A 24,821-nucleotide genomic window follows, 5' to 3' on the forward strand; every position below is an offset into this window, starting at 1 on the left:
TAAATGTTTTCCGTCGGAGCCGATCTCTAACGGACGATCGTCACTGGAACGGGGGCGCGTCGCGCGACCCGCTCCGCGACGCTGCCGAGCAACACCCTCGAGACTCCGGTTCGGCCGTGACTGCCGACGATGATTCGGTCCACGTCGTTGGTCGTCGCGTAGTCGACGATGGCGACGGACGGCTGGCCGACGATCGTCTCCGTCTCGAGCGCACAGCCGTCGTCGGCCGCGCGGTCCTCGGCTTCCGCGAGCAGTTCCCGAGCGGCCTCCCGCTGGCGCTCGAGCAACACGTCCGGGCCGAGGTGTGCCACCTCACCGTAGCCGCTGTTGGTCGGATCGACGGCGTGGACGGCCGTGAGCGTGTCGTCGGAGTGTTCGGAACACGCGAACTCGAGCGCGGCCCACCCCGGCTCCGAGTCGTCAAGCGCGACCAGCAGGTGCATATCGACCGCTACGGGGAGCATCCACTTGAGTGTCATCATCAAACAGATTCGGTCGATCGGAACTCGGCGGCCCAGTGACTGGCGGCGGAACGACGAGCGGATATCGGGGACCGACGTGCGGCGGCCGTCAGTTACCGGCGTCGGTCGTCGGAACGACGGTCGCGATCGAACGCAGCCACACCTCGCGGTCCGACGCCTCACGGGTCGCGGAGGCCACTCCGAATACGTCGACGCCGCACAACCGAGCGCGCGGGCGATGATCTCTTATTCGGAGTACCCTTCCTGCAGGAACGCCCCTTCGGTCTCGTACATCGAGACCAGTTCCGCGATGAGTTCCTCGGTCGATTGTCCGTCCTCGCAGTGGCTGTCGAGTCGATCCTTGAGGTCGTCGCTGATCTCGAGTGTCTGTGTCATGGTGGGTGAAAACACGACGCGGCCGGAGTACGATCGAACGCGTCGGCTGTATCATCGACCGCTAGCGGCAAATAGTCCCGGGTCGCGCGTACAGCCGAACCCGACTGCCGTGGATCGGACGGGACGGTCCCGATGGGACGCCGGCACGGGACGGCCGTTCGCTTACCCGACTGGTTGCAGTAGAGAGCGGATATGGCAGCCCCACTGACCGACGACGCGGTCGGCAAGACCGTGGTCGACGCCGACGGAAAGGAGTTGGGTCTGGTCACGAAAGTCGAAGACGGGACAGCCGCGGTCGATCCCGACCCCAGCCTGGCGGAGCAAGTGCTCGCCGCCGTCGGCTGGGAGGGCGAAGACGACGAGGACTACGTCGTCACCGAGGACATGCTCCAGCGGGTCGACGACGAGGTCGTCCTGCGGGGCGAACTCTAACCCCGAGGCGAACGCGGTACTACTCGATGGACCCGTCGTCGAACGACTGCTCGCGCCAGGTCGTCCAGTCGTAGAGGCGCTCGAGTTCGCCACCCTGCTGGCGGATCGCGACGGCCGTATTGAACAGGAAAGCGGCGACGAGCGACGTTCCGACGAGCCACGTGGCGTCGGCGAGCGCGCCGTACCCGGCTGCGTAACTCGTCACCAAGTCGACGAACACGATCGCCGCGACGCAGACGATCGCCGGCAGCAGGTGCCGGGTCAGCGCGGCGAACGTCGTCCCCTCGTGGACGCGGACGGCCCGAACCCCGTAGAGGACCGCCCACGCGGAGGTGACGACCCAGCCGACCGCGACAACCAGCCGAGTCGAGGACGTCTCGACGAGGAACGTTCCCCACCAGGCGGCGACGAAACCGACGATCACGACGTAGTCAGCCCACACGGGCAGCAACCGAGAGCGATCGCCCCCGGTCGGCTGGTCGTGGTACATCGCGCGAATCGCCAGTGCGAGAAAGAGGATGAAAAACAGGATCGCGCCGTCGACGAACCGGCGAATCCAGTCGGGCTCGAGCAGCAACGAGGCGACGCCGGCGACGGCATACACGATCGCCGCACCGATCCCGATCAGGAGGTACCACTGTTCGGCGCGCGCCTCGACCGCGAGGACGTCCCGGACGTAGATCGTCGCATAATAGAGCAACACCACTGCTGCGACGCCCATCGCGAGATACGCGAACAGCCGTCCGATCGCGACCGTCGCGGCCGGATCACTGGCATCGAACGTAATCGACGGAATCGGGGCGAACACCATCGGATGCAACTGGCGGGCGAACCGGCATAAGTATACAGTCCCGTTTCCGGGGATCGGGAAGGCACCGACGGGTCCAGTCCGGGCGGGACCACTCGAGCGGGAGAGTGCCGTTACGGGTCCGCGTCGTAGATGTCCCGGGTGGGGTCGCCGCTGACGTCGATGATGCCGAGCGCGCCGCGGCGAGCGGCGCGGGTGAGGGCGTGGTCGACGATCTTGACGGGGCCGGGGACGGGGAACTCCATCTCGGCCGCGGCGGTGGTGCCGGGGGCGACGGGTGCGGTTTCGACGTTGCGGTCGGGGTCGGTCAGGAGGTCGCCGTCGCGGTAGAAGCGACTCCAGACGTTGCCGATGGCGTGCCAGGAACTCAGGAGGTTCGGGCCGCCGTTGGCGAAGTACACGCGGGCGGTCTCGCCGGTGTTGGCGGCCATGGGGACGCCGCCGTCGGGGGTGAAGCCGTAGGCCTGGCCGTTGAACACCACGTAGGTCGGCTCTTCTTTGAGCATGGCGTCGAAGTCGAAGCCGTGGTGGCCCTCCTCGCCGAGATCGCCGTCCGTGTAGATCTCGTGCTGGCCGAGGTAGAACTCGTTGTCGACCTCGGGAAGGCCGTCCTCGGGTTCGACGAGGATCGAGCCGAACATACCCGAACTGATGTGCTGGTCCATGTTCGGGATCGCGCAGTGGTAGATGAACACCCCCGCGTAGTCGGCGGTGAAGCTGATCTGCGTGGGGTCGTCCCCGGGCGCGATCGTGGTCGCGTCGGCCCCGCCGCCGGGGCCGTAGACCGCGTGGAAGTCCATGTTGTGGGCCGCCACGTTCAGGTCATCGGGCACGTCGAACGTGAGGTTCACCCGGTCGCCCCGGCGAACCCGGAGCATCGGCCCCGGCACCTGCCCCTCGAAGGTCATGTAGTCGAAAGTGACCCCCGGCTCGATCTCGGCGGTAACCCGCTCGGTCCGGATCGTGACGTCGTGTTCCCGGGGCTGGTCCCAGTCGACCGGATCGGGGATGTCGGTCGGATCCCTCGCGATGCGGTCGACATCGACGGACTTGGCCGCCGGCAGCCCGCTCTCAGCCGCCGGCTCGTCGCTTTCCGTACTGCTCCCCTGTGTGTCGCTACCGAGACAGCCGGCGACTGCTAACGCGCCGGTCGCCCCGATCGCCTGCAATACGTGCCGTCGGTTGAGTTGTGATTGGGTCATCGTTCTTCCCCTCAGGTAGTCGTATGATAGACGTACGTTCAATAGGATCGATGGTTCCCGGAGAACGGTAACCGATTCGGCGATTCCCCGTATATCGTGGGCAGTTATATACTTCCGCGAGGGACGGTCCCTCCCCGCGACGAGGCGGCACTCGCAGGCGGTCATGCAGTGGCTACCGGTAGCGACCCTTGCCGATTCCGAGGGGACCCCTCGAGCGACTCGGCGATCGAGGACCGTCAGCCGGCCGCGACCGACGCCGGATGCGGTCCGTACGTCGGTCTCCGCGTCCGATAGTTCGGGGAGGCGTGGACGCACTGCTCGAGGCGGGAGATGGGCGGTCGAAGCCGGTCGGCGAGGCGGCGTCAGTCGGCGGCGTGGCGCTCCTGGAGGGCGGCCTGAACGTCGTCGTACCGTTCGAACCGGTCGGTACCGATGTAGTCGACGGTGTCTTGCAGGTACTGGATGAGCTGCTTGCCGATTTTCTCCTGATCGTAGCCGTCGAAGGGGTTCTCGTCGTAGATCGGGTCGGCGAGCAGTCGGTTCTCGACGTACTGCTCGATTCGCGGTTCGTAGACGTCCGCGACGATATCGGGCTCGGCCACGGCCAGTTGCTGTAAGATCCAGCGTCCGTTTTCGATGTGGCGCGTCTCGTCTTGGCGGACCTTGCCGATCGCCGCCTGGAACGACTCGAGGACGGCCTCACGGCCCATCTCTGCGGCTTTCAGTTCGATCATCTGGTCGAAACTCAGGTAGCCACCGCGGGCGAGTTGCGCCTCGACGATGCCCATGTAGTTCAGGTAGGCCTCGCCGAGCGCGTAAACGAGTTCGGTTCGGTCGCCGCCGTCGATCGCCGCCATCAGGTCGTCCGCGGTGTCGTAGAGGTCGTCCGTACTGTATCCCTGTTCCTGATATCCGTCCTCGCGATAGGAAGTCGTCTCCTGCGTCCCGAACACCTCCTCGAAGTAGCGGCTGAAGAAGTCAGTGTGTTTGGCCTCCTCGTAGACCTGCTGGGCAAGGTACATCTCCTCTTGGACGGGATCGAAGGGCATCTCGTCGCTGGGGAGCGCGTCAAGCGCCATCATGTACGGCGCGAGCGTCCGGGTGACGTCCTCTTCGCCGTCGTAAAACCCCGAGCACGTCGCGAGGAACCGCTGTCGCTCCGCCTCGGAGAACCGCTTCCAGTCGTCTCGATCCCCTTCGAGATCGTACTCGTCGGGGTCCCAGGTCCCCTCACGCTTGCCCTTGCGATAGAGTTCGTACGACTTCTCGCGCTCGCCGTAGTCGATCGTCATGTGTTGACGGTACGACATAACCATAGATGAACGTTCGGAAATGTGTTCTGTAGAACAGGTTCCGGGCGGACAACCCACAGCGCAGCGCGGACGGCTATGGCCGTGCGTTCGCTCGGCTATTCGGCCCCCGAATCGGCCGACGCGGCTGCGGTCTCGACCATCGTTTCCCGCTCGTCGAAGTACACCGGTGCGTCGGTGTCGGCCTCGAACTCGATGATCCGGGTTACTGCCTCCTGTCCGTCGTCGACGGTCGAAGACAACGCTTCGGCCAGTTCGGTGTAGCCGGCGGCCAGTTCCTGAAACGCCTGCATGCGAGCCTGTTTCGCCTCGACGAGGAGTTGCTTCTCCTCGAGTTCCGCCTGTAGGTCCTCGATCGCCGCGACATCGACTTCGCTGGCGTCGGGCACGTCCGCGGTCGAGGGCGTTTCGGTCGCCGCCACCTCGTCGGGCAACGTCTCGAGTCGCGACCGAATCTCGGCCATCTCCTGATCGATCTCGTCGAGGAGGGCGTCGGCCTCGTCGCTCATCGTCTCGACGCTGCCCGAAAGCAGGCCGGCCTGGGTCCGACAGTACTCGACGCAGTCCTCGACCGCGAGTGCGTCCGCGGCGTCGTCGCTCATAGTCGTCGTTGGGACTGCCGGCCGAAGACACTTTGGTCCGGCCGTCGCCGTTCGGAGGCAGTGGGGATGCGAACAGCGTCGGAACACGGTCTCGATGGGACAGTCGACACAGTGCGCCGAAAGCGCCCCGGTGCCGCATCGTGGGGGCTGCGGGAACCCACCGATTGAAGGCATCGGTCTCGCCACACGTAACCTGTAACACGGGATGCTCCATCCAGACACGCTCACACCTCCGACCACCCTTCGGTCGCACGGTCCCGCAGCCGTCGGCCCGAGCGACCTCGAGACCGCCGTCACGAATCCTACGACGCCCGAGGAACTGGCATTCGCGTTCGGACTCTACGTCCTCGGAACGATCGCCATCGGGGCGGTCGTTCTCGCCGTGTCCCAGTCGTCGGTCCGGCGACTCGAGGCCCGGATCGTCGAGCGGCCGGTCCCCACGGGCGTGATCGGCATCGGCGTCCTGGTCGGCGGCGGCGTCGCGCTCGCGGTCGTCACCGCCACCGCGTCGTTCCTCGTCGCGGCCGGTGCGCCGGCACCGGTCGGTACCGGACTCGAGGCGCTGGCGCTTGCGTTCCCGATCGGGCTGACGGTCGCCAACACCGTCGGCGTCATCGTCTTCGGCTCGAGGCTGCTCCGGCGGGTCGGCCGGGGACCGAAACCGAACCTGTGGCTCGCGCTCGCCGTCGGCGCGATCACGGTCAACGTCCTCTATCTGATTCCGGTGGTAAACGTCAGCATCGTGGTCGGGCTGGTGGCCGTCGCGACCGGGGCGATCGCCGGCCAGTGGTGGCACGATCGCGGGGAGGCCGATTCGGAGCCACGCGAGCGTTCAGCGGACGGCTGAATGTGTCGTGGTATCGTGTGCCTTGCTATTGGCCTTTCAGACTCGTTAAGTCCTTGCGGCCACTGACTCAGATACAATGAATCCGGAACCGCGTCGACAGGAGAGCCAGTCCCGAGTTGCGATCGAACGATGAGCAAGGACTCCATCGAAGTACGCGGTGCGGAGGAGCACAACCTCAAAGACATCGATGTCACGATCCCACGGGAGGCGTTTACGGTCGTCACCGGCCTCTCGGGATCGGGCAAGTCCTCGTTGGCGTTCGAGACGGTCTACGCGGAGGGCCAGCGACGGTACATCGAGAGCCTCTCGGCCTACGCCCGGAACTTCCTCGGCCAGATGGACAAGCCCCAGGTCGAGACCGTCGAGGGGCTCTCGCCGGCGATCTCGATCGACCAGAAGAACGCCGCGAACAACCCGCGTTCGACCGTCGGGACGGTCACGGAACTGCACGACTACCTGCGGTTGCTCTACGCCCGCGTCGGCACGCCCCACTGTCCGGACTGCGGCCGCGAAGTCGGCGAGCAGAGTGCGCAAAACATGGTCGAGCGCATCCTCGAGCTCCCGGAGGGTACCAAGGCCAAACTCGCCGCACCCGTGGTCCGCGACCAGAAGGGTGCCTTCGAGGACCTCTTCGAGGAACTCGTCTCCGAGGGGTACGCCCGGATCGAGATCGACGGCGAGGAACACGACCTCACGCTCGACGATCCCGACCTCGACGAGAACTTCGACCACACCATCGACGTGATCGTCGACCGCGTGAAGGTAAGCGTCGAGGACCGACCTCGCATCATCGACAGCGTCGAGACGGCGCTCGACGAGGCCGAAGGGGTCCTCAAAGTCATCCTCCCGGACGCCTCGGAAGACGTCGCCGCGGATCTCGGCGAGGAAGCCCGCCGGACCGGCGCGCTCGGCGAGGAGACCGAAGAGAACGACCGGTTCGTGGTCGAGTTCTCGAAGGACCTCGCCTGTACGCACTGCGGGATCGACATCCCCGAGATCGAGACCCGATCCTTTTCGTTCAACTCGCCCCACGGTGCCTGTCCCGAGTGTGAGGGGCTGGGCGAGACCAAGGAAGTCGACGAGGCCCTCGTCCTGCAAGACGAGTCAAAGCCGCTCAAACACGTCTTCGAACCCTGGAGCTACAACCGCTCGTACTACCAGACCCGGCTCGACGCCGTCGCGGAACACTTCGGCGTCTCGCTGTCGACACCGTTCGAGGATCTCGAGGAAGACATCCAGCAGGCGTTCCTCTACGGCACCGACGGGGAAGTAGTATTCAAGCGAAGCACGAAAAACGGCACTCGACGGAAGCAAAAGCGATTCGAGGGGGTCATTCCGAACCTCGAGCGCCGCTACATCGAGACCGACTCCGACTCGACCCGCGAGCACATCGAGGACTACATGTCCGTCACGGAGTGTCCGGCCTGTGACGGGACCAGACTGAAGCCCGCCAGCCGCGCGGTGCTGGTCGACGACAGTTCGATCACCGAGATCAACGCGATGAGCATCGGCGACGCTCGCGACCACTTCGAGTCGATGGAAGCGGACCTCACCGAGCGCGAGAAGGTCATCGCCGAGGAGATCCTCAAGGAGATCCGGGCGCGGCTCGGGTTCATGTGCGAGGTCGGCCTCGACTACATCACGCTCGATCGGGAGGCGTCGACGCTCTCGGGCGGCGAGAGCCAGCGCATTCGGCTCGCCACGCAGATCGGGTCCGGCCTCGTCGGCGTCCTCTACGTGCTCGACGAGCCCTCGATCGGGCTCCACCAGCGGGACAACGACCGGCTGCTGGACACGCTCGAGGAACTCCGCGATCTGGGGAACACCCTGCTCGTCGTCGAGCACGACGAGGAGACGATGCGCCGCGCGGACAACGTCATCGACATGGGGCCCGGCCCCGGCAAGCGCGGCGGCGAGGTCGTCGCCAACGGCTCCGTCGAGGAGGTCATGGACACCGAGGGATCAGTCACCGGCGACTATCTCTCCGGCCAGCGCCAGATTCCGGTGCCCGACGAACGCCGCGATCCGGAGGGCGCGCTGACGATCCGCGGAGCGCGCCAGCACAACCTGAAGGATCTGGACGTCGACATCCCGATCGGCTGTTTCACCGCCATTACGGGCGTCTCCGGCTCCGGGAAATCCACCCTCATGCACGAGGTGTTCTACAAGGGGCTCGCTCGCCAGATGAACGACAACACGTCGGTCATTCCGGGCGAGCACGACGCGCTCGAGGGGCTCGATGACATCGAGACCGTCCGCCTGATCGACCAGTCGCCGATCGGGCGCACGCCGCGGTCGAACCCCGCGACCTACACCAGCGTCTTCGACTACATCCGGGAACTGTTCGCGTCGACGAAGCTCGCGAAGCAGCGGGGCTACGAGAAGGGGCGGTTCTCGTTCAACGTCAAAGGCGGCCGCTGCGAGGAGTGTGGCGGTCAGGGAACGGTAAAAATCGAGATGAACTTCCTGAGCGACGTCTACGTCCCCTGTGAAGAGTGCGACGGCGCGCGCTACAACGACGCCACGCTCGACGTCACCTACAAGGGCAAGACCATCGCCGACATCCTCGAGATGAGCGTCGAAGAGGCCTACGACTTCTTCGAGTCCTCGAGCCAGATCCGCCGCCGGCTCGAACTGCTGAAGGACGTCGGCCTCGACTACATGAAGCTCGGACAGCCCTCGACCACCCTCTCCGGTGGGGAGGCCCAGCGGGTCAAACTCGCCGAGGAACTCGGCAAGAAGGACTCGGGGGAGACGCTGTACCTGCTCGACGAGCCGACGACCGGGCTGCACTCGGCGGACGAGCGCAAGCTCATCGACGTCCTCCACCGGCTGACCGACAACGGCAACACCGTCGTCGTCATCGAACACGAACTCGACCTCGTGAAGAACGCCGACCACATCATCGACCTCGGTCCCGAAGGCGGCGAGAACGGCGGCGAAGTCGTCGCGACCGGGACGCCGGAAGCCGTCGCCCGACTCGAGGACTCTCACACCGGTCGCTACCTGCGAGATCTGCTTCCGAAAGTGGATCTCGAGGGCCCACGCGGCGAGCGCGTCGACCCCGTGACGGCACCGATGGACGACGACTGAGGGGAAGTCATCACGTCTATTCGACGGCAGCAGGGCGATCCTCTCGAAGCTTCGCCGGAGATGTACGCTCCGAACTCGGAGTCGTGATGGACGACTTCGAAGACCTGGTAGAACCCCTTCGGATCGCCGTTCTCGTCGAGTACGAGCGGGCCACTGACGCCGTCGTAGTTGCTGTCTTCGGGGCTGCCGTCGGCCAGCGCCGCTTTCGCTTCCTGAAACGAGGTGACCGTCTCACCGGACCCGTCCGTGATTTCCCGGTCGAGGGGCTCCGGAGTGTCGTACTGCTCGAGCAGGATCGCGTTGGCGCTGTCGGCGATACTGCGGTCCTCACCGTCGGCCGAACTCGCGACGATCCGTCCCTCCTCGACGTCGACGTAGTGGATCGCCTGTGAGCCGATCGGCAACTCGAGGACTCACTGTGAGAGGTCGTCGTCGATTACCGCCTCGTCACCGCCTGCAACCGGGCCGGACCGAGACAGCATGTTCGCGGTGAGTCGGTTCTTCTCGTTCCAGGTCTCGAGTTTCTTCGCCTCCTGGGCTGTGACCGTACCCGAATCCTCCGTGACCCGTTGCTCGATATCGGCCTGAATGAGAACCGTTCCCTTGTACCCGATAATCCCCACAGACACGCCGAGTACCAGCAACGCGATGCCGAATGTGAGCGCGTAGTTTCGGCGTATCGGCGCTGGGACCGCTGTTCGCAGTCGCGTCATACTATCAACAGTAATTGAAAATGTGTTAACACATGTCTAATCATGGTCGAGTGGTGGCGAAAACGGGCGGGCCGAGACCGGTACGGTGGGTTCGGCACGGTTGCGGCCGCGACCGAGCGACGGTTCCATGGTCGGGTCGCTCTATAGGACCGTCGCTCGCTAGCTACTGGATAGCGATGTCCGAGCGCTCGGACGATCGCGATACACATGAATCAACAACCTTCAATCGAAACGCAAGCTGACACATCGCTGGATAGTGCACCAACGTGTCTCAAGTGCGAGACGGAACTGGTCGCCGGCAGCGGCCGGCTTCACTGCCCGTCCTGTGGCTGGGGCGAGTGCTCCGGAGCCGACTGACGTCACGCGATTAGCTGCGGACCGGATCGATCGGGGAGCCGACGCCCCGATGCAGATCGATGTCCCACTACACGACTCGTCGGCGCTGTCCCATTCGTCCGACAACTGGAGACAATTGTCGTTCGCTCCGCCCTCGAGCGCTGCGTCTCGTCCTGTCGTTGCTTACGTTCTCGGCGTTGCTCGACGGACGATCAGTAAGAAACGAGCACGACAGTGGCACAACGTTCGTTCCGAAAAACGGCCCCGGTGTCTCAACGGTGCGAACGGGACTACCAGTACGCCCCCTACGGACCAAAATTGATGTCCTACTTCTACCGTCGCATCCGCGAACGCAAGGAAAACGCCCTGTTTGCCCTTCGAGCGGTCCTCACGGGATAGCTCACTCGACGCCGATATCGTCGGGATCTAGCAGTTTCGATTCCGCTTTTCGCAGGTGATCGAGCATCGTCGTTTTCGAAATATCGAGTTCCTCGGCGAGTTCGCGGGTCGAGATGCCGCGGGGCCACTGGTAGTACCCCCGCTTGCGTGCGAGTTCGAACACGTCTCGCTGGGTGTTGGTGAGGGCGTCCATGCGGTGTTTGCGCTCGGATTCAGCCGTCGGCGTGCTCGTGACGGTTTCGACTGACACGTCGGCATCGCCATCCTCGCAGACGTGATCGATCGCGGTTTCGATCTCGTCCCGATCGCCGGCGAACCCGACTTCCCAGTACTCCTGACCGCCTTCGATCCGAACCGGAGCGCTGTGGACGAAGCCGTGCTCGAGCAGCGTCGGACAGATCATGTCCGCGGGATCGTACTCGAGGAAGAACTCACGGACGACGTTCCCCGGAAGCGACGAGGATTGCGGTCGGCCGAACCGTTCCTGAAGTTCGAGGACTTCGCCGGCCAGCGGGGACTCGCGTACCTCTTCGATCAAGGTCTCGACCTCGTCGGTGGTCTGGCCGAACGCAGTGAACAGGCCGTTGACCGACTCGCCTTCAGTCGTCGGCGCGGTGTAAATCGCGTGTGCCAGAATGCCCCCGCCGACGCGTTCGGTCGACTCGATCGCCCAGCAGTTCGGATGCCACAACTCGAGCGTGATCCGCGTTCCGTGGGGTGATCGACTCCGTGCCATGGTAAATATAGGTGCGTGCCATGCAAGTAGTTCTCGTGCCACGAATCACCGCCCGACCATGGACGGGTCCCGTTATTCGATGGCGACGACCCAATCAGCATCCATGAGTCAGCGAACCACGGAGCAGGTATACGGCCACCACATCGACGGTGACTGGACCGACGGTGACGGGGACGAGACGTTCGCCAGCGAGAACCCGGCGACGGGTGAGACCCTCGCGCGATTCCAGCAGGGGACGGACCGCGATGTCGACACAGCGCTCGCGGCCGCCGAGGATGCGGCCGAAGCGTGGCGCGAACTGTCCTATATCGACCGTGCGGAGTATCTCTGGGACATCTATCACGAGCTTCGCGAGCGGACCGACGAACTCGCCGAGATCGTCACGAAGGAGTGTGGCAAGGAGATCAGCGAAGGCCGCGCGGACGTCATCGAGGCCTACCACATGGTCGAGTGGGCGGCGGGCAACGCTCGGCATCCCCACGGCGACGTAATTCCGAGCGAGATCGGCAGCAAAGACGCCACCATGCGGCGCAAACCCCGCGGCGTCGTCGGCTGTATCACGCCCTGGAACTTCCCGGTCGCGATTCCCTTCTGGCACATGGCCATCGCGCTGGTCGAGGGCAACACCGTCGTCTGGAAACCCGCGGAGCAGACGCCGTGGTGCGCCCAGATCATCGCCGAGATGATGGACGACGCGGGCGTCCCCGACGGCGTCTTCAACATGGTACAGGGCTTCGGCGACGCGGGCGCGGCCATTAGCGAGGACGATCGGGTCGATACCGTTCTCTTCACCGGCTCCGCCGAAGTCGGCCACGAGATTGCCAGCAAGGTCGGCGGTCAGCCCGGCAAGCTCGCGGCCTGCGAGATGGGCGGCAAGAACGGGATCGTCATCACCGAGGAAGCCGATCTGGACATCGCCGTCCACTCCGCGGTGATGTCGAGCTTCAAGACGACCGGCCAGCGCTGCGTCTCGAGCGAGCGCCTGATCGTCCACGAAGACGTCTACGACGAGTTCAAGGAGCGCTTCGTCGACGTCGCGGAACGCGTCACGGTCGGCGATCCCCTCGAAGAGGGGACGTTCATGGGGCCGGCCATCGAAGCCGAGCACGTCGAGAAGATTCGCGAACACAATCAGCTGGCACGTGACGAGGGCGCTGAGGTGCTCGTCGACCGGGAGGACCTCGCGGCCGAGGAGATTCCGGACGGCCACGAGGACGGGCAGTGGGTCGGGCCGTTCGTCTACGAGGTCGGTACCGACGAGACCGATCTCGAGTGCGTGAACGAGGAGTGTTTCGGCCCGCACGTCGCCCTGCTCGAGTACTCGGGCGACATCGAGGCTGCCGTCGAGATCCACAACGACACGCCGTACGGACTCGCCGGCGCGATCATCTCCGAGGACTACCGCCAGATCAACCACTTCCGCGATCACGCGGAGCTCGGACTCGCGTACGCGAACCTGCCGTGTATCGGCGCGGAAGTCCAGCTTCCCTTCGGCGGCGTCAAGAAGTCCGGGAACGGCTACCCGAGCGCGCGTGAGGCCATCGAGGCCGTCACCGAGCGCACCGCCTGGACGCTGAACAACTCGAAGGACATCGAGATGGCACAGGGACTGTCGGCGGATATCGAGACCTCGAGCGACGACTGACTGGTACCGTGGCGTCGGCGACGAAGTCGCGGTCTCGCTCGAGTGACGGCGACGACCGTCCCGCTTCTCGCCGCAAGTGAGAACGACTAACTGCGATCCCGGAGAACCGAGCGAGCGATGAGCGGATTGAAGACGGTCGTTCGCCGCGGGTTCACCGGTGGCGGCGTCGCCACGCTGTTGCTCGCAAGTCTCTTCGTGATCAGTGGCGGCTTTCGGAATTCGACCACATTGGCACTGACCGGGTGGCTGACCGCCGTCGGGATCGTGTTACTCCTCGCCGGCACTCGAGAACGGATCGTCGTCGGCAGTCGAACCGTCGGCTGGCCCCGCCTCGCCGCAGTCGGGATCGGAATCCTCGCGGTCGGCGCTGGCGGGTTCGGTCTCTCACAGCTCCGGGGGTTCGAGGTCGCCAGCGGCCCGTGGCTGCTCACCGTCGCGGGCACGGTTTTCGTGCTCGGATACTTCGCGTGGTTCGCCCTCGAGTGCTGGGCAGGCGGGTGGCAGTTGGACGAGGAGGTGTTCGCCGTCGAGTAACGGTTCGATCGCGTTTTCCGTCCAGTTCGATACGTGTCGGTGCCGTGCCCGGTCTTTTCGGCAGCGGCGTTGTCCGACCGATATGAGCGCACACGACCGGGAGCTATCCACGACCACAGACGGCGAGGAGAGCCAGTTGACCTACCAGAAAGTAACCGGGTAACCGAGTCGCCGATCAGGCGCTGGCTGATGCTCGACGGCCGCCGTCCTGAACCTGCTCGCCACGGCGACGGTTGTGGCTCCTGCTGGCGATCGCAGCCGGTGGCGTCGTACTCGTCTTCCTTCCGTTCATGGTCCTGCTGAGCCACGCACTCCGGATCGCGACCATCGCCGCGCGAACCGCCGACTTCGGCCCGTTCGTCCCGCGAGCCTCGAGCGAATGACGGCCGTCGCCGACACCCTCACTCGCTCATCGAGCTCCGGCGGAACGGGCCGGGAACACGCCCAAGGGGACCGGCGGAAAAGAATGGTGTATGGGAGAACACGACAGTTGCTCCGAGGAGCCGACGCCGATCGAGGAGGCGCGGACGGATTCGTTCGACCTCGAGCACGCCGAGCGCGTCCGGATCGGCGTCACCCGCGGGGAAACCGGCCTCGAGCTGGGACCGCCGCGGGACTATCCCGACCGCGCCAACGTTTCGGTCCGACCCGAGTCGGCGGACGGTCACCGGCTCGTCCTGAGTATCGATGCGATGGCGGGCGACCACGGCACGGGCCACGCGGATGTCGAGCTGACACCGGCGGAGGGCCGCGCGTTACGAGATCGACTCGACGAGACGGTTCGGTGGATGACCGAAGACGAGGTGTCCGAAGCCGACGCTGCCCACGACTCGAGCTAGGTCGACTCTCCGTCCGCGGTGCTCGGTTTCCGACGAGACGTTCGGAGACGGTCACGGAAACGTGTGTCCCACCGATCCCGCCATCGCCAGTCGTGTTCCCGAAGTCGAAAACGGACTCCCGCCGTGTGTCGAGAACGCCGGACCGTCGTCGGAAACGGCGAACCCGTCGTCCTCGAGGGAGATGGTGACGGTGGCGGCGGGCGAACGGGTCGGCTTCGCTCGCACAGCTACGAGACGGCGAAGCCGTCTCGAGCGGCGTCGTCCGTTTAGAGTGCGAGACCACGGGTCTCGTCCCGCTCGCTTCCAAAGGGGGTCACCAGCCCGATCCTGGGAGATTACGTCGGAGAGGGCGTCTCCTCGCTCGAGAGGTACGACGCCAGATCGGACGTCGTCACCATCCCGATGACGCCCTCGTCCTCGTCGACGACGGGAACGTGATGGAAGCCGTGCGTGACCATTACGTCCGCGACGTCGCGAATGCTGTCCTGTGCCGAGGCCGTCACGACGTCAGCACTCATGTACTTCGAGACCGGCGTCTGATCCTTCGGCTTCTGTTCGGCGACGATTCGGACGAAGTCCGTCGTGGTCAAGATTCCCTGAAGCTGGTTGTCGTCGTCGGTGACGACGACCGAGCCGATCTCGTTCTCGAGCATTACCTGTCCTGCCGCCTCGACGAGCGTGTCCGACGCCACCGTGTGCAGTGACGTGGACATGACTCGAGCCACGAAAATATCCTCCATACGGAATAGTATTCGCGACACAGTATAATGATTATCGAACTTGATCCGCCCGAGACGGTACCCGCGAGTGTCGGATTGGATATACGACGGCTCGCTGATCAAAACACGCCAGTCGTGATCTGGCACTGAAACGGCGGTATCTCGGCACATTCGCGCCGGGTGGTGGGTTTCGGGCCGATCGAATCGTCCGATCGTGGCCGTCAGTTTCGGCCGTGCCGAGCGTTGTCGATCGGGCACGATCCCGCCGTGACCGTGCCGGAGACCCTCGTTCACGTCACGCTCGAGCCCGACGGCCTCGGGACCGGCTACGATCCGGCCGTCGGTATCGTCGCTGACGCTCGCGAGGCGGTATCGGCGCTCGAGGCGATCCGGGAGGCGCTCGAGACCGCACTCACGGCGGACGAGCCGGTTCTGGTCGAAATCCCGACGGACCCAAGCGAGCCCAGACGAGCGACTGGATGAGTGAGTGATGGATCGTTCCGGCAAAGACGCGGGTGTGGCCTTGTCAGGGAACGAGAACGCTGGTAAATGCACGGGGAAGCGGAGGAGTGAGAACAAAAAGGAGTGGTCCGCTTCTGCTGGCAACACGGAATCGCCACCCCCTCCCCAACCGATTCGCTCCCTTCTGTCAGTCGGTCGCTCATCCCTCGCACGGTATCGTCGGCCGTCCTCGCTACCACTCGGACGGCCGACAGCGTGCGCCACTGCACACTGGTTGACAAGCCGGGGCGAAAACTCGCACACCTGTACACCCGTTGAACGGTAATCCTACACAACAGTCAGTAGCCGAGCGAAAGGACGTCGTTCGTGGCGATGGTTACCAGCGAGATCGCCATGAGCGCCGAGAGCAGGCCGAACGCGACGGTCCAGCCGAAGAAGTCGGCGGCCGATCCGACGGCGACGCTGCCGGTCGCGCCGAGGGTCATGTAGGCAGTCCGAACGAGCCCGAAGCCGAGGCCGCGCTCGGAGTCGGAGAGGACGTCCATGAACCGCGACTGCAGCGGGGCTCCCCAGGTCATCGCGACGCCGACGCAGACGACGCCGGCGACGGCCGCCGGAAGCTCCTCACCGCTGACCAGCACCGCGTAGCCGACCACTCCCGACGACATCGTGATCGCGGCCGCGGCGTCGCGCGAGTAGCGATCGGACAGCGCGCCGATCAGCGGCTGAACGCCCCCGTTGACGAGGAAGTACAGCGAGAACAGGAGCCCCGCCGTCGTTCGCGGGAGTTCGTAGCCGACCTCGAGAAAGGTCGGGAGAAACGACGCCGTGGCCTGCCAGGTGAACGCGCCCATCGCACAGAGTGCGGTCGTGTAGGCCACGCTGGGACGGGTCAGCAACTGGAAGAGGAGGGACGGATCGATCTGATCTCGCATCCGTCGGTCGGGGTAGCGGGGCTCCGTGGGTCGGGTTCGGAGGAAAAAGACGAGAACGATCGGAACGCCGACGGCCGTCCCGACGGCGATGGCGGCGCGCCAGCCGTACCGGTCGGCGGCGAGGGCTGCGAGTACCGGTGCGGCGAGGCCGGCGATCGGTGCGCCGGAGACGTGCAGCCCGATCGCACGGCCCGTTTGATCGAACAGGCGAGTGAGCAAGGTCGTCGCCACGCTGTAGTGGAGGCCGGCCGTCCCGCCGAGGACGATCGCGAAGAGCAAAAAGGCGACGTACGTCGGCGACAGCGCGAGTAGCGCGCTCGCGACCGCCGTCCCGCCGATCGCGCTCAGGATGATCCGCCGTTCGCCGAACCGGTCGCCGAGCAGCCCGCTCGGAAATTGTGAGAGCGCGTAGGCGGCCCACATCCCCGATAGCGCCAGCCCGACCGAACCGGTGCTGACCGAAAACGTCTCCACGATGTCGGGAACGACTGGGCTGATCACCAGCCGCGCGGTCACCGTCACGAAGAACGCGAACGTACAGAGAACGAGAACAGTATTCCTGTATGACCAGTTCACTGCGGGACCGTTCGACGACTGCGGGAAAAGCGGTTTCGATAGCGCCGTCGGCGGCGATCATGGACGCCCCGAGACGACTACGAACCGACCGCCGACCCGTCTATGGCGTGTGTACTGGGTCGATATTCCCGCCGACCCCGACGAAGAGCGGGCGCGATGCAGGCCGCGGAATACGTGATCGGACTCCTCGAGTACTCCGAGGGGAGTGCCGACGAACTGTTCGATCCCGACGACGTGCCCGAATCGGACGCCGCCGCCCGCGATACGCGCGAGGCCGACCGTCCCGCGGCGGTCGTTTAGCGATCGACCAGGTTCCGTCGGAGCGGGAGAACCCGGCCGTCAACCGGGCCGGGCACAATTCTCAACAGGAGCCATTGGAGAACGTGTTTGATCATCGAGAGATGGGTAAACAAGAACGAGAACAAACATATAGAACTATTCTAGGATATGTGCGTATTGCACGTTCAACTGCCTGGAATCGGGTATTAAGAGCAAATTCATAAAGTGAATCAGTCCGAAAGAGAGCCGAACACATATGTGAGGAAGACCAGTTCTCGAGCCTCGATACGGGGTAGTCGCTGAGTCCCCATCGGCACCGTTCATTTCACAGTCATATAGTACCATATCAGTACACTAATACAGTATTTTGACACCATCTGCCGGTAGAACGTGGACGAACTCACGCTCGTCTCCCGTCGGGAGTCCTCGAGTCCGCTCGGTCGGGTTCGAGGCACGCCTCGATCGGGATCGAATCGTGCCCACATTTAAGTACGAATTCCGCCATACTCGGTGACGTACGACCGATGGCCACGCCGCCCATACTCGACGGAACCTGTAAGCTCCTCCCCGCACCCGCGCCGGGCAGCGACGTGTTCGCGACGGTTGCCGCGGAGTACGCGGCCCTCGCCGCGGAGCACGGACCGCGGAACGTTCTGGTCCTGAAACGACAGCCGGCTGGTCTCGAGTCGGTGGCCGAGGCGCTGGCCGACGCCGGTCGCGGGCGGAACGACGGGTGGCCCTGCTCACCGCGGCTCGAGTCGCTGCCGGAACACGCCTCGAAAACGATCGAGGAGTACGATCCGACGCTGGACCGCCTCGAGTACGAGGAGCGTATCGAACTCATTTCGCTCGTCATCGACGGTGCGAGCCGATCGGTCCCCGACTACCTCGAGCGTGCCGCCGACCACGAGAGTTTCGCGCGCGACGTGGGACAACTGCTGCTCGCGGCGACCCGTCAGCGGCTCGATCTCGACGACCTTGAGTCACCTCACGACTGTCTGGCCTTCCTCTACGCGATGAACGATCGCTTTCACGCGGAACTCGATGACCGAGGGTACGTCGAGCGGGCGGACGTGATCCCGCGGGCGGTCGACCTGCTCGAGGCGGACGCGGACGGCGTTCGGTCACGGGTGACCGCCTCCTTCGACGCCGTCCTCGCCGTCGAGTTCGAGGAGTACCGCCGCCTCGATCGCCGGTACCTCGCGGCGCTGTCCGACGACGCCGACCTCGTCTGCATCGGCGAGCGCCACGCCAGCGTCGAGCGAACCCGGGTCGAACCGGGCTGTATCGAGGACGTGGCGAGGGACGCGGGTCTCGATATCGAGCCGCTCGAGCCCGTTTCCACCGGCGAAACTGCCGATGGACCGCCACATCACCCCGTCACGCGGTTCCTCGCGACGGGTGACCGACCGGAGGGAGGCAACGATACCGATGCCGGACCCGCTGCGGGGCGACCGGTCGGTCGGGCTCGACGCATCCGCACCGAGACCGCCCGCGAACAGGTTCGGGCGGTCGCCACCGAAATCCAGTCGTTGTCGGACCGCCACGGCTGGTCCTACGACGAGTTCGCCGTCGCCGTGCCGCGGATCGAACGCGTTCCGGAGACCAGACGCCGCCTCCGGGACGCCGGCGTCCCGACGGCGACGATCGGTACCCCCTCGCTGGCCGAGGACCCCGCGGTCAACGAACTCTACGCGGTCGTCACGTGCCAGTGCGAGCGCGACGGCGACAGCGACGCGCTCGAACGACTCGATGGCGGTCCGTCCCCGGCGTCGAGCGAGCCCCTGGAGGTCTCGCTGAATCGCCTCCGAGCTCGCGTCCCCGAGTTCTCGACCGGCCTGCTCGCCGAAACCGATGGAGCGAGCGTTCGCCGCTCGCTCGAGCGCTGGATCAGTCGAACGGACCTGAAAGGGCGAATCGCCCGTGAGGAAGCGTGGATCGACGCCCGCGAACAGTACGAGGGTATCAGACGCGTCCTCGAGATCGCCCGGTTCGTCGAGGAGACGGATCTCGTGGGACCCGACTGGCAGGGCCTGCGCCGAATGCTCCGGCGAACGATCCGGTACGACGCGCCCTACGTCCACGCGGTCGAGACGCGGCCGCCGGTCGGCGGCGTCACCGTCTGTGCCGTCGACGACCTGAAGTACGATTCACGGCAGGCGGTTTTCCTGCTCGATCTGATCGACGAGACCTATCCGGGCGAGCAGTTCCTCACCCAACTGTTCCCGTCGGCGTGGCTTCGAACCATGCCGGCCTATCCCGCAGTCACCGACCCGTCGCTCGCGGAGACCGCGGCGACGTTCGAGCCGGTCGACGCGACCGCGGTCGGCGACCCATTCGAGACCTACCACGCCCAGCGGTCCCGCAGGCGACTCGCGCTCGGTGCGCGCGCGGCCGAGCGTGCCCTCTATCTGTGCTCTTACGAGCGCGGTGCCGGCGGCCTCCAGCGGACCCACGACGAGTCGCGCTACCTGAAACTGCTCGAGTCGACGCCCGGGCTCGCGCTCGCGAATATCGATGCCGCGGCCGGTGCGGCGATTCACGGCGAAACGAACGCCGTCGAGGCGTTGCTCGACCAGCCCCGCGGCGAGCTCGAGCGGGTGCTCCGGGAAGCCAGCACCGGCGGCGAGGCCGATCTCGGCGCGACCGAGTCGCTGTTCGAGGAGATCGCGGTCGTGCTCGAGGAGGGCGATATCGACGACGAACTCGCCGAGGCGGTCCGTTCGCAGTTCGAGTTCGCCGCGGGCGAGGTGGTCCGCGATGACTGACGACGCTGCGACCGCCACGCTCGACGTCGACGGTCTCCGTACCGCGCTTCACTGTCCGCGGCGATACGAGTTCGCCCACGTCCACGGGCTCGAGGGGAGCGACGACGACGCGGTCGCCGACCGCGTGGACGTGCTGCGGACCGCCATCTGTGACGCACTCCGGAGCGGCGAAACCGATCGGGGGACGCTCGAAGCCGTCGCCAGCGATCGGTTCTCGACGCTGTGGACCGACCACGACGAACCGTTTCACTCCAGTACCCAACGCCGCCACGAGCGACGGGTGCTCGAGGCGACGCTGTCGGCGTACCTCGATCGCGTCGGGACGGACCACGCCGCCGGGATCGAGCGACTGGACGACGACGCGGCCCGCGGCGAACTGATCGGGCCGGCGCTGCCGCTCTCGAGCGCGGTCGACGTCGCCGACGGGGCGCACGCGGCCGAACGAGTGCGGATCGACGCGACGGTGGACTACGTCTACGGCGACGGCTCGTCGATCGTCGGCGTCCGGTTCGTCCCGACGCTCGCGCCGCTCGGCCGGCTTCGCTACCGGTCCGACTGGGAGAGCGATGTCGCCGATCTCTTCACCGATCACTTCGACGACGAGTCGTCCACGTTCGAACCGGACCCCGTCGGCTCGCTCCTCGAAACCGCCGTGGTCATCGACGGGCTCCGCGAACTCCGTGACCGCCTCGAACTCGGCGACCGAACCTGTCGGTACGTCCAGATTCCCCTCGCCGACCGCTCGGCAGCGACGGTAAACTGGGTTCAGAACACCGTCGAGACAAGCCTCGAAGTCGCCGATCTCACCGACGTGTACGTCGACCACCACACCTACGGCATGACACACGATCACCGAAACGAGACCGTTGACGACCGCCTCGAGACAGTGGCCGCGAGCCTGCTCGCGGGTCCCTTCGATCCGTCCGACCGCTGGGAACGGATCGAGGAACACGCCTGTCCGGACTGTGAGTACACCGTCTGCTGTCAGGAGTATATCGCAGGGGAGGTGCGGTTCGATGGCTGATGAATCGGGGCCGGTGGATATCGACCCCAAAGGAAACCAGCAGGCGGTCATCGACAGCCGGGCGGCGTGTACCTCGGTCGACGCGGGTGCCGGCACCGGGAAGACGACGACGATGCTGCTCCGGATCGAGCGTGCTATCGAGCGGGGCGATGTCGATCCCGACGACGTACTCGTACTGACGTTCGCGAACGAGGCGGCCGCGAGCATTCGGGCGGCGGTCAGCGACCGCCTCGAGCCCGACGCCGCCGCGGCGATCGACGTCTACACCTACCACTCCTTCTGTTATCGGCTGGTCCGCGAGTACGCCTACTATGTGGGCTACTCGCCGGAGTTCGACGTCGTCACCGAACGGACCCGCCGCCGGCTCATCGGCCGCCTGCTCGCGGACAACGACTACGATTTCGCGGCCGCGACGCGCAACGACGGCTCGCCGGCCGATCTCGTCGATGCCATCGACCGGTTCATTCGGACGATGAGCCAGGAGGACATCACGCCCGACGACCTGCAGTCCGGACTGCCGCCGGTGCGGACCCTCGAACTGTGTAACGAGTTCGTCCTCTGGCTCGAGCGGACCGCCGGCGAGGACCTCTCGTTCGAGTCCGAGGCGCTGCGCTACTTCAATCGGGACACGCACCTCGAGACGGCCCGGGAGTCGCTGGTCGACTACGGCAAACTCGTCTCCTACTGCCGGGAGAAGATCGCGGAGGCACCCGACGAGTTCCGCGAGGACGATCTGGTACGGGACATCGACCGCTATCTCCGGGTGCTCCAGCAGTGCGTGACCGACACGATCGACACGCTCTCGCTCGACGACCGGACGACGAAGCACCTGCCGCGGGCGTTGTTCGGCAACCGAATTTGGGGGCAAGCGACGAGCCGGATCGAACAGACGCCCTTCGGCCGGTTGAAACACTACGTCGAGTTCCTCCGACTGGCCCGCCACTACGCCGATGTCTACGCGGACTACCACGACGCGCTCGAGGCCGAGCGGGCGATGGACTTCGACGAACTGGTGCGGACGGCGACCGGGTTGCTCGACGATGCTGCCATTGCCAGCGAGATCACGGGGCAGTGGTCCCAGGTCTACTGCGACGAGTTCCAGGACACCGACGCGACCCAGTTTGCCCTGCTGACCGAGCTCACGGACGGCCCCGACCGGCCGGACCTGCTCGCGATCGGGGACAAGGACCAGGCGATCTACGGCTGGCGCGGGACCGACCGCGAGGGACTCGATCGACTGGCCGCCGCCTACGACGACCACGAGGCGATCGAACTCGAACTCAACTTCCGCTCACGACAGGAGATCCTGGCCCTGACCAACGCCTGCGATTACGGCCCGCAGTCCTCGAAGACGCTGCGGGAAAACGGCCGAACGGCCGGCAGCTACGACGAGGACGAGCCGCCGGACCGCGTCGTCAAAGTCGAGAGCGACGACGTGCCCCAGTCGACGCCCGAGCAGGTCGCGACGACGGTCTCACGGCTGCTCAACGGCGAGGCGGCGACCGTCCCACGACGGTCGCTCGGCGATATCGCGGTCATCGTCCGAACCAACCGCCACGCGCAGGCGGTCGCCGACGAGCTACAGGAGTTGCAGATCCCCTACGAGATTTCCGGCTCGCCGCGCGGCGACATCTCGCCCGGGATGCGGACCGTTCTGTCGTATCTCAGAGTGCTCGTCGAGCCGGACGCGGACGCCCACCTCCGTCGTGTGCTGCTCTATCGCTACCGCGTCACTGCCGACGACCTCGCGACGCTGCAGCGATGGGACGGGTCGCTGTACGACGCCGTGATGGACGCCGACCCGTCGGCGCTCACGCTCGAACAGCCCGACCGACTCGAGACGGTCCGGGCCCACCTCGAGCGACTCGAGCGGTTCCGGGACGTCTATCCGCTGTCGGGGTTCGTTCGACGGTTCCGGGAACTAACCCGGATCGAGTGGTTCTGTGCGAGCGAGGAGCGAGCCGGGTTCGATCGCCTCGAGCGGTTCGTCGAGGCCTACGAGTCCGATGGCGTCGTCCAGTCGCTGTCGGTCTCGTTCGTGGACGCGCTGACACGGACCCTCCAAAGCGGCGGAAGCGACCGAACACGGGGCACTCACTCCGAGGACTGCGTCGACGTGATGACGGTCCACCAGGCCAAGGGCCTCGAGTTCGATACCGTCCTCGTCCCCTACCTCTCGGACGAGGAATGGTGTGTCGACGGCGACTACGTCGAGCGGGCCCGCTACCGGCTGCTGGCCGCAACCCTCGACGACGCGGTCGACTCGCCCCTGCTCGCCGATCTCGCAACCGAGCGGGTCGCCGAGGAGTGGCGCGTGCTCCACGTCGCGCTCACTCGCGCCGCGGAACACCTGTTCGTGTTCGGCTCCGACTACGAGTACGACGGCGACGACGACGAACTGGCGGCATCGACGGCCGAAGCCTGCCTGGCGAGCGACATCGAGTGGTCCGTGACCGGCCAGCGGATGGACCTCTGGGCGTCGCTGACCGAGAGCTTCGAGCGGGTACAGGAGATCTATCCCGAGACCGTGGTCGATCGCACCGATGAGATCGCCGCCTCGGCCGGCGAGAGTCCGGGCACGATCACCTACGACGCCGACTCCGGTGAGCGCCCCGTCGAACCCCTCGAGACCCGCGCGGCGATCGAGACCGTCCACCGGCTGGGTCGACTGCTTCGCGACGGGACGCTGTTGTCGGCGGCCGACGCAGCGAGCCACGGCTCGATCGGGACGGACAGCGGTGACCGAGCGGCGACGGATGCATCGCCGCGAGTCCCGAGCGGTCGGCGGCTCTCGGCGCTGACGACCGAGACGGTCCGGTTCCCGGTCGAGACGCTCGCGACAGCGACGGCGCTTCCGGTCGCGATGCGACACAGCTACTCGGCGATGGATACCCACGAGACCTGCGCCCGGAAACACTACCTCGATCACGTCGTCCGGGCGATCGACGACCCGCACGCGGCGGCCACGGTGGACGAGCAGGCGGCCGCGGCGAACGGCGGGTCGCCCGCAGTGACCGACGAGCCCGCATCGCGACTCGTCGGCACCGTTTTCCACGACGTCGCCGAGGAGGCGTTCCATCGCGAGTACCGCACCCGCGAGGCGTGGCGCGAGGCCGCCGTTCGACACCTCACCGCCCGCGGTCTGCTCGCACACCGCGAGGCGGTCCTCGCCTGCATCGACCGCTACTTCGACGCGACCGCGCCGGCCTTCGACCGGCCGATCGCCGACTGGGAGCCCCTGGCCGCGGAACTCCCCTTTTCGCTCGAGGACGTGGCCGGCGTGACGGGGGACGTCGTCGGCTACGTGGACTCGGTCCGGCGACATCCCGACGGCGGGCTCGCGGTGCTGGACTACAAGGCCACCGCGGAGCGGATCGCGCCCGAGAAAGCCGTCCAGTTAGCGCTGTATCTGCGGGCCTGCGAGGACCGGTTCGACGAACCGATCTCGGCCGTCGGCTACGTCTACGTCGGCGATATCGACGGCCATCGCGTCGCCCTCATGGAACGCGACGACCTCCCGGCGTGGGAGTCGGTCCTCGAGACGCTCGCGGCAGTCGACGACCCGTCGTTCGCGGAGACGACGCCGGGAGACCACTGCCGACACTGTCCACATCGGTCGTTAGGCTGTGGGCCAGCGGCATACACGCCCGACAACGACGGCGTGGGCGGCGACTGAGCAGCGTCGGAACGTCACGGAATCGCCGG

23 protein-coding genes and 1 pseudogene are annotated in these 24,821 nt (G+C 65.8%); 14 read left to right on the forward strand and 10 right to left on the reverse strand.

All coding sequences use genetic code 11. The features are described from left to right. Positions 1-26: 26 nt before the first annotated feature. Both FGF80_RS07445 and FGF80_RS19110 read right to left on the reverse strand, forming a co-directional pair. Positions 27-443: a universal stress protein gene (locus FGF80_RS07445; protein ID WP_049908099.1), complete on the reverse strand. Its 417-nt coding sequence runs from the start codon at positions 441-443 to the stop codon at positions 27-29. 264 nt (positions 444-707) lie between these two features. Continuing rightward, a complete protein-coding gene (locus FGF80_RS19110) occupies positions 708-857 on the reverse strand; it encodes a DUF7557 family protein (protein WP_006185857.1) in 150 nt (49 codons plus the stop codon). Between the two features lie 192 nt (positions 858-1,049). Between FGF80_RS19110 and FGF80_RS07450 the strand changes: the two genes are divergently transcribed. After that, entirely contained in the window at positions 1,050-1,289 is a 240-nt protein-coding gene (locus FGF80_RS07450) for a hypothetical protein (protein WP_138653117.1), read from the forward strand. A 19-nt stretch (positions 1,290-1,308) separates the two neighbouring features. Here the strand turns inward: FGF80_RS07450 and FGF80_RS07455 are convergent, their stop codons facing one another. The 4 genes from FGF80_RS07455 to FGF80_RS07470 all read right to left on the reverse strand — a co-directional run bounded on the left by FGF80_RS07455 (position 1,309) and on the right by FGF80_RS07470 (position 5,211). After that, the gene (locus tag FGF80_RS07455) at positions 1,309-2,100 is read right to left on the reverse strand and encodes a hypothetical protein (RefSeq protein ID WP_006185859.1); all 792 of its coding nucleotides are present in this window, start codon (positions 2,098-2,100) and stop codon (positions 1,309-1,311) included. 110 nt (positions 2,101-2,210) lie between these two features. Next, positions 2,211-3,299, reverse strand: coding sequence for a copper-containing nitrite reductase (nirK, locus tag FGF80_RS07460; RefSeq protein ID WP_138653119.1), 1,089 nt, complete (start codon positions 3,297-3,299; stop codon positions 2,211-2,213). A gap of 362 nt (positions 3,300-3,661) precedes the next feature. Further along, positions 3,662-4,591, reverse strand: a complete 930-nt coding sequence (locus tag FGF80_RS07465) for a ferritin family protein (RefSeq protein WP_138653121.1) — start codon at positions 4,589-4,591, stop codon at positions 3,662-3,664. Positions 4,592-4,707: 116 nt separating this feature from the next. Next, on the reverse strand, positions 4,708-5,211 hold the full coding sequence (locus FGF80_RS07470) for a hypothetical protein (protein WP_138653123.1): 504 nt from the start codon (positions 5,209-5,211) through the stop codon (positions 4,708-4,710). Between the two features lie 205 nt (positions 5,212-5,416). On the opposite strand from FGF80_RS07470, the gene FGF80_RS07475 reads away from it, so the two are divergent. The 3 genes from FGF80_RS07475 to FGF80_RS07485 all read left to right on the forward strand — a co-directional run bounded on the left by FGF80_RS07475 (position 5,417) and on the right by FGF80_RS07485 (position 9,543). Continuing rightward, a complete protein-coding gene (locus tag FGF80_RS07475) occupies positions 5,417-6,058 on the forward strand; it encodes a hypothetical protein (protein ID WP_138653125.1) in 642 nt (213 codons plus the stop codon). Positions 6,059-6,187: 129 nt separating this feature from the next. Continuing rightward, positions 6,188-9,151: an excinuclease ABC subunit UvrA gene (uvrA, locus tag FGF80_RS07480; RefSeq protein ID WP_138653127.1), complete on the forward strand. Its 2,964-nt coding sequence runs from the start codon at positions 6,188-6,190 to the stop codon at positions 9,149-9,151. A gap of 86 nt (positions 9,152-9,237) precedes the next feature. Next, entirely contained in the window at positions 9,238-9,543 is a 306-nt protein-coding gene (locus tag FGF80_RS07485; RefSeq protein WP_138653129.1) for a hypothetical protein, read from the forward strand. 21 nt (positions 9,544-9,564) lie between these two features. On the opposite strand, the gene FGF80_RS07490 is transcribed toward FGF80_RS07485, so the two are convergent. Further along, positions 9,565-9,864, reverse strand: a complete 300-nt coding sequence (locus FGF80_RS07490; protein WP_006185864.1) for a hypothetical protein — start codon at positions 9,862-9,864, stop codon at positions 9,565-9,567. A gap of 627 nt (positions 9,865-10,491) precedes the next feature. Here FGF80_RS07490 and FGF80_RS07495 point away from each other — a divergent pair. Then, positions 10,492-10,599: pseudogene (locus FGF80_RS07495) on the forward strand (proline dehydrogenase family protein); the annotation flags it as partial. 1 nt (position 10,600) lies between these two features. Here the strand turns inward: FGF80_RS07495 and FGF80_RS07500 are convergent. Further along, complete coding sequence (locus FGF80_RS07500) at positions 10,601-11,335, reverse strand: helix-turn-helix domain-containing protein (protein ID WP_006185865.1); 735 nt, start codon at positions 11,333-11,335, stop codon at positions 10,601-10,603. Positions 11,336-11,438: 103 nt separating this feature from the next. Here FGF80_RS07500 and FGF80_RS07505 point away from each other — a divergent pair, with 103 nt between their 5' ends. The 4 genes from FGF80_RS07505 to FGF80_RS07515 all read left to right on the forward strand — a co-directional run bounded on the left by FGF80_RS07505 (position 11,439) and on the right by FGF80_RS07515 (position 14,353). Continuing rightward, positions 11,439-12,980 carry an aldehyde dehydrogenase family protein gene (locus tag FGF80_RS07505; protein WP_138653131.1) on the forward strand — a complete coding sequence of 514 codons (1,542 nt, stop codon included), beginning with the start codon at positions 11,439-11,441 and terminating at the stop codon, positions 12,978-12,980. Positions 12,981-13,097: 117 nt separating this feature from the next. Further along, on the forward strand, positions 13,098-13,514 hold the full coding sequence (locus FGF80_RS07510; protein ID WP_138653133.1) for a hypothetical protein: 417 nt from the start codon (positions 13,098-13,100) through the stop codon (positions 13,512-13,514). Positions 13,515-13,747: 233 nt separating this feature from the next. Next, on the forward strand, positions 13,748-13,897 hold the full coding sequence (locus tag FGF80_RS19115; protein ID WP_175416951.1) for a hypothetical protein: 150 nt from the start codon (positions 13,748-13,750) through the stop codon (positions 13,895-13,897). 90 nt (positions 13,898-13,987) lie between these two features. Beyond that, a complete protein-coding gene (locus FGF80_RS07515) occupies positions 13,988-14,353 on the forward strand; it encodes a hypothetical protein (RefSeq protein WP_138653135.1) in 366 nt (121 codons plus the stop codon). Between the two features lie 335 nt (positions 14,354-14,688). Here the strand turns inward: FGF80_RS07515 and FGF80_RS07520 are convergent, their stop codons facing one another. After that, positions 14,689-15,093 carry a CBS domain-containing protein gene (locus FGF80_RS07520; RefSeq protein WP_138653137.1) on the reverse strand — a complete coding sequence of 135 codons (405 nt, stop codon included), beginning with the start codon at positions 15,091-15,093 and terminating at the stop codon, positions 14,689-14,691. 252 nt (positions 15,094-15,345) lie between these two features. On the opposite strand from FGF80_RS07520, the gene FGF80_RS07525 reads away from it, so the two are divergent. Beyond that, positions 15,346-15,555 carry a hypothetical protein gene (locus tag FGF80_RS07525; RefSeq protein WP_175416952.1) on the forward strand — a complete coding sequence of 70 codons (210 nt, stop codon included), beginning with the start codon at positions 15,346-15,348 and terminating at the stop codon, positions 15,553-15,555. A 317-nt stretch (positions 15,556-15,872) separates the two neighbouring features. On the opposite strand, the gene FGF80_RS07530 is transcribed toward FGF80_RS07525, so the two are convergent. Continuing rightward, positions 15,873-17,045 (reverse strand): MFS transporter, encoded by a 1,173-nt coding sequence (locus FGF80_RS07530; RefSeq protein WP_138653141.1) that lies wholly within the window; start codon positions 17,043-17,045, stop codon positions 15,873-15,875. 156 nt (positions 17,046-17,201) lie between these two features. On the opposite strand from FGF80_RS07530, the gene FGF80_RS19120 reads away from it, so the two are divergent. The 4 genes from FGF80_RS19120 to FGF80_RS07545 all read left to right on the forward strand — a co-directional run bounded on the left by FGF80_RS19120 (position 17,202) and on the right by FGF80_RS07545 (position 24,792). Next, positions 17,202-17,345 (forward strand): hypothetical protein, encoded by a 144-nt coding sequence (locus tag FGF80_RS19120; RefSeq protein WP_175417002.1) that lies wholly within the window; start codon positions 17,202-17,204, stop codon positions 17,343-17,345. A gap of 503 nt (positions 17,346-17,848) precedes the next feature. Beyond that, positions 17,849-20,092 carry a PD-(D/E)XK nuclease family protein gene (locus FGF80_RS07535; RefSeq protein ID WP_138653143.1) on the forward strand — a complete coding sequence of 748 codons (2,244 nt, stop codon included), beginning with the start codon at positions 17,849-17,851 and terminating at the stop codon, positions 20,090-20,092. After that, positions 20,085-21,116 (forward strand): hypothetical protein, encoded by a 1,032-nt coding sequence (locus FGF80_RS07540; RefSeq protein WP_138653145.1) that lies wholly within the window; start codon positions 20,085-20,087, stop codon positions 21,114-21,116. Before FGF80_RS07535 ends, FGF80_RS07540 begins: the two co-directional genes overlap by 8 nt. Beyond that, positions 21,109-24,792: a UvrD-helicase domain-containing protein gene (locus FGF80_RS07545; protein WP_138653147.1), complete on the forward strand. Its 3,684-nt coding sequence runs from the start codon at positions 21,109-21,111 to the stop codon at positions 24,790-24,792. Before FGF80_RS07540 ends, FGF80_RS07545 begins: the two co-directional genes overlap by 8 nt. Positions 24,793-24,821: the final 29 nt, after the last annotated feature.

This window comes from Natrinema pallidum, assembly GCF_005890195.1.
GTDB classification, from domain to species: Archaea; Halobacteriota; Halobacteria; order Halobacteriales; family Natrialbaceae; genus Natrinema; species Natrinema pallidum.